The organism is uncultured Rothia sp. (genome assembly GCF_937976295.1).
Lineage (GTDB): Bacteria > Actinomycetota > Actinomycetes > Actinomycetales > Micrococcaceae > Rothia.
In genome coordinates, this window is sequence record NZ_CALJRY010000007.1 from 1 (window position 1) to 4,016 (window position 4,016).

Genomic DNA, 4,016 nt, shown 5'->3' on the forward strand with positions numbered 1-4,016 from the left:
CAGGCGCAGGACCCGCCTCACTTATCACAGGTTCCGGCGGCCGCTCCGCAGCCTTGCGATCGCGCGCCGCCTTCGACGCGGCACGCTCCGCCGCCCGACATTCCAGGCAAGGAGCCTCACCCCGGCGACGGTGACGCTTCGCCGCCGCCGTAGTCCCGCAAGGGGCTAGACTGCGGCCTTTTTTCTCAGCCACAGAACCCCCTCTCAACGGGAAATTTTGGGTTCCAGAGCCCGCGGGGGGATGTCACTATGACCGAAGGGGGAAACTTGACCCCATAGGGGGGTAACCCCCGGGGGTACGTTTCCCATTCCGTCATCATCTGAAAACCAATTCCGTTTCGTCGTCATCGAATAAAAAACTTTTTGAACCACTCACCATGCTTGCGTGGTCTTTGGTGCTCGCACCTGGTGTGCAAGTCGCTTGCGTCCGCGCCTACTGTTGCATCGTCGGTGTGCGGGAGCCAGGTCGCCGAGCAGGTTGCCACCGTTAGCTATGGCATCAAGATGGTCGGCAGTGAAAGCCAGCGGGTGAGTGTAGGGCAGGCTCATGTCGATTGGTTTGCCGCAGAGGTGGCAGGGCCATCCGTTGTCGCTGGTTGCTTTGCGCAGTTCGGCTGCGCGCTTGCGGTATGTGCGGTCACTGTACTTGGTCGCAGTCGTCACAGTCGCACCTGCTTCCGATGATGGCGCGAACTTGCGCCTTGGAGATGATGAGTTCGAAGTAGCTTTCGGTGTCGAAGATGGCTCTCCCCCAGCTGATGTCGACGTCCCATTCTGCGGGGAAGCGGTCGTGTAGTGCTTTGAAGATTTGCTCTTCTTCTTCGTCGGTGAAGTCTCTGCGGCACATGGTTTCCTCCCTTAGATGGTGAGGGTGAGTGTTGTGAGTAGTGTTGCGAGTAGGAGTGCTCCTGCGATGATGCCTGCCATGGTTCGGGTTGCCCCGTTGGTGGTGGCGATGTCTACTGCGTGGGCGGTTAGGTTGCTGCCGATGGTGGCGGTGATGATTGCGACGGGGATCATTTGTTTTTCTTTCTGGTACGGGTGGAGCCCCTGTCCGTGGTGGGCAGGGGCTCCGACTGAAGTGACTACACGTTGCTAACCATCGAGTGTGTTGTCTGTGATCCGCCGCGTCATGGTTCCCGTTTGTTTTTGGGCACCATGAAGCTGGGCCACAGTGTACACAAGTTTTCAGGCGGTTGCAACAGGTTTTGTCTATTCGGTGGAGTAAGCCTTGAGGAACGTTTCGAGCCCTTGCCAGGTGGTCCCGCATAGGGTGCAGGTGACGCTTTCGGCGTTGATTCGGAAGCGGAGTGCTTCGTCGATTCGGCTGCTTCCGTCTTCGAAGGGGGTGCTGACCCAGGTTTCACCGCATGATGGGCAGGGTATGCGGAGCGGAACGATGATGTCGTCGAGTGCTTTGATTGCTTCGCGCCAGCCGGTGAGTTTGGTGGTGGCGTAGTCTCGGTCGACGTGGCGCGCCCAGTTGGTGAGTTTGTCTGCGAGGGTGGCGTTTTTGGGTGCCTGCTGGGTGGCGGGTAGGTCGTACCTGATTTGGTGTTCGATGGCGGCTTTGATGAGGAGGGCGTGGTCGTTGCAGGGGCTGGTTGGTTTGAAGCCGCCGCCGCCGGGTGCGGTGTTGGGTCTTTCGGTGATGACGTGTTCGAGTTGTTGCAGGAGTGGTAGGGCGCGGGTGTAGGTGGTGGTTCCGTGCCAGGTGTGGGTGGCGAGGTGGGTGTTGGTGAATTCGTGGAGGAGTGAGTCCAGGGAGAGCATGGCGGTGTTTCCTTAGTGTTGTGGGTGGGCTGGTGGGTTGGGCTGGTGGTGGAGGGGTGTGATGACGAGGAGGATGCCGGGGTTTTCTTTGTCGAAGCCGCCGTGGTGTAGGTGTGGCCCGTCGAGGTGTTCGTGGTTGTCGTCTGGCAGGAGCCCGGCTGCGACGTAGGTGTCGATGATGGCTTTGGCGGTTGGGTAGAGGTTGGCGGGGTCGTAGCGGCCCCTGCGTGCTTTGTAGATCCAGATGTCGATTTGGGCGTGTTGGAGGGTGGGGATTTGGTGGCTGGGGTGTTCCTGTTTCCATTGGTGGATGTCGTGGTTGGCTGCGTGTTTCCATTGGTCGGCGTTGGCGCGGTAGGTTCGCCAGTGGGTGCCGTTGGAGCGGTTGATGGAGAGGAGGGTTTTGCCTTCGAGGGGGATCCAGCGGAGGTAGCGGCTTTGGATGCGTGGGGCGGTGCGGAGTTGGAGTTCCACGTCGGGGGTTTCAGAAGGGTGGTTCGTCATTGGTGGTGGTGTCCTTTCGTTGGTTGGTTAGTGGGGTGTAGCCGGGTGCGGTGAAGTGGCAGATGTGGTGGGGGGCTACGGTGGTGCCGGCGGCTGGTGGTGCGTGCAGTTCGTTGAGGTGTAGTGCGGTGTCGGTGGTTTCGATTTGGTAGGCGCGTCGTCCTTGGGCGAGGGTGGCGCGGATGGTTGCTGGGTTGGTGGTGGTTGTGGGGTCTGCTTGGGTGGGCATTGCGGTGGTTGGTCCGGTGAGTCCGGTGAGGATGAGTTTGCCGCAGCGGGTGCAGGTGTTGATGTGTGCTTGTCGGGTTTGGCGGGGGTTGGGTTGGGTGTTTTGTTCGTGTTGGATCCATTCGGGGAGTTGGTCGAGGAAGTCGGGCTGTTTTTTGGTGGTTTTTCGGGGCATGGTGGGTCTTTCGGGGTGTGTGAAAAAGTTGTGTCACTGAGTGTTTTGCCTTGTCGGCGGGGTTTCAGTGACACAAGTGACACAAGGTTCTATATGCATGGCTGTAACGGGCGTGCGTGCGCGCGCGCTGTGTTTGTCATCTGCTTATAAAAGTTGTGTCACTTGTGTCACTGATTTACGGTCTGACTTGGGAAAACCCCAGTGACACAAGGGCTAAAAGTTGTGTCACTTTGTGTCACTTTGTGTCACTACCAGATGTCAGAATCTTTGAGCTGCAGACCACCGAACACGCGCCCGCCGCTGTTTGTCGCGCGCGGTGCGTCTCGGCCGACCAGCACCCCGTGCACCTTCAACTGGGACGCGAGCGCCCTACCCTTGACCGGCTCTAGTCCTTCCTCTGCGCACCAGATGTGGTATGCCTGGCGTAGGTCGGTGACCGCCACGGTGTAGTGCTTGTTGCCGGGGTAGAGGTCGCATTTTGCGGCGAGGAACTGACCGACCGTGTCCTGGCTACTCTTGTAGGCTTCGGTGGCGGCGCGGACTGCCTCAGGCGGCTGTAGCCCGTCCCTAAAGTAGGCGACGGCACCTTTGATGATCCATGCGAGGATTGCGGCCGCGTCGGCTCGCAGCTTCTCGGGGAGGAGTTCGTCGCGTTCTTCGGCGGGGACGGTGTGGACGAATGGGACGAGGTTCATGCGTCGCCACACTGATTCGCCGCCGTCTTCGACTGCGGGCTGGTGGTTTCCCATCAGGTGCAGGTGGTGGGTGGGGGTGAATTCGAAGAAGTCTTTGTTCATGAAGCGGGCGGTGATGCGGTCGCCGCCGGTGAGCATTTTGAGTTTTGCTTCGTCGAGGATGTCGGTGGCGTTGGTTTCGGAGCCGACGACGAAGCGCTTACCGTTGAGGCGCGCGAGCTCGGTGGCGTGTTCCTGGAAGGGCTTCTTCATCAGGAACCCAGCAGGCAAAGTGGCGGCGTAGTCGCCGAGTGCGCCGGTGATGGCGTCATAGTAGACGGACTTGCCGTTGCCGCCGGTGCCGTAGGCGAAGGCGAAGACGTGCTCACGCTGCAGGCCGGTCGCACTGTAGCCGGCGAGCCTCTGCACGTAGCCGGTGAGCGCCGCATCGTGGTTGAAGGTGGTGGCGAGGAACCTCTCCCAGGTGGAGCTGGTGCCTGCGGGTGCCACGCTGGTTTGTTTGGTGTGCATGCGCTCTGGTGCGTGTGGCATGAGTTCTCCTGTCTTGAGGTTGATGATGCCTGCGGGGGTGTTGAGTTCGTCGTGGTGGGTGTCGAAGGCTGAGGCGGGTACTGCGATGGTGGGCTGGACTTTGAGTAGGC

At 60.2% G+C, this 4,016-nt stretch carries 6 protein-coding genes; all 6 read right to left on the reverse strand.

Annotated features, from left to right (window positions below):
- Window positions 1-372: 372 nt before the first annotated feature.
- Window positions 373-663 (reverse strand): HNH endonuclease, encoded by a 291-nt coding sequence (locus tag Q0216_RS00120; protein WP_298591846.1) that lies wholly within the window; start codon window positions 661-663, stop codon window positions 373-375.
- Window positions 664-858: 195 nt separating this feature from the next.
- On the reverse strand, window positions 859-1,020 hold the full coding sequence (locus Q0216_RS00125; RefSeq protein WP_298591849.1) for a hypothetical protein: 162 nt from the start codon (window positions 1,018-1,020) through the stop codon (window positions 859-861).
- A 192-nt stretch (window positions 1,021-1,212) separates the two neighbouring features.
- Window positions 1,213-1,773 (reverse strand): hypothetical protein, encoded by a 561-nt coding sequence (locus Q0216_RS00130; RefSeq protein WP_298591852.1) that lies wholly within the window; start codon window positions 1,771-1,773, stop codon window positions 1,213-1,215.
- A gap of 12 nt (window positions 1,774-1,785) precedes the next feature.
- Window positions 1,786-2,277 (reverse strand): hypothetical protein, encoded by a 492-nt coding sequence (locus tag Q0216_RS00135; RefSeq protein ID WP_298591855.1) that lies wholly within the window; start codon window positions 2,275-2,277, stop codon window positions 1,786-1,788.
- Window positions 2,258-2,680, reverse strand: a complete 423-nt coding sequence (locus Q0216_RS00140) for a hypothetical protein (RefSeq protein ID WP_298591858.1) — start codon at window positions 2,678-2,680, stop codon at window positions 2,258-2,260. Before Q0216_RS00140 ends, Q0216_RS00135 begins: the two co-directional genes overlap by 20 nt.
- Before the next feature lie 248 nt (window positions 2,681-2,928).
- On the reverse strand, window positions 2,929-4,016 hold a 1,088-nt coding region (locus tag Q0216_RS00145; protein ID WP_298591859.1), incomplete at its 5' end, for a phage/plasmid primase, P4 family.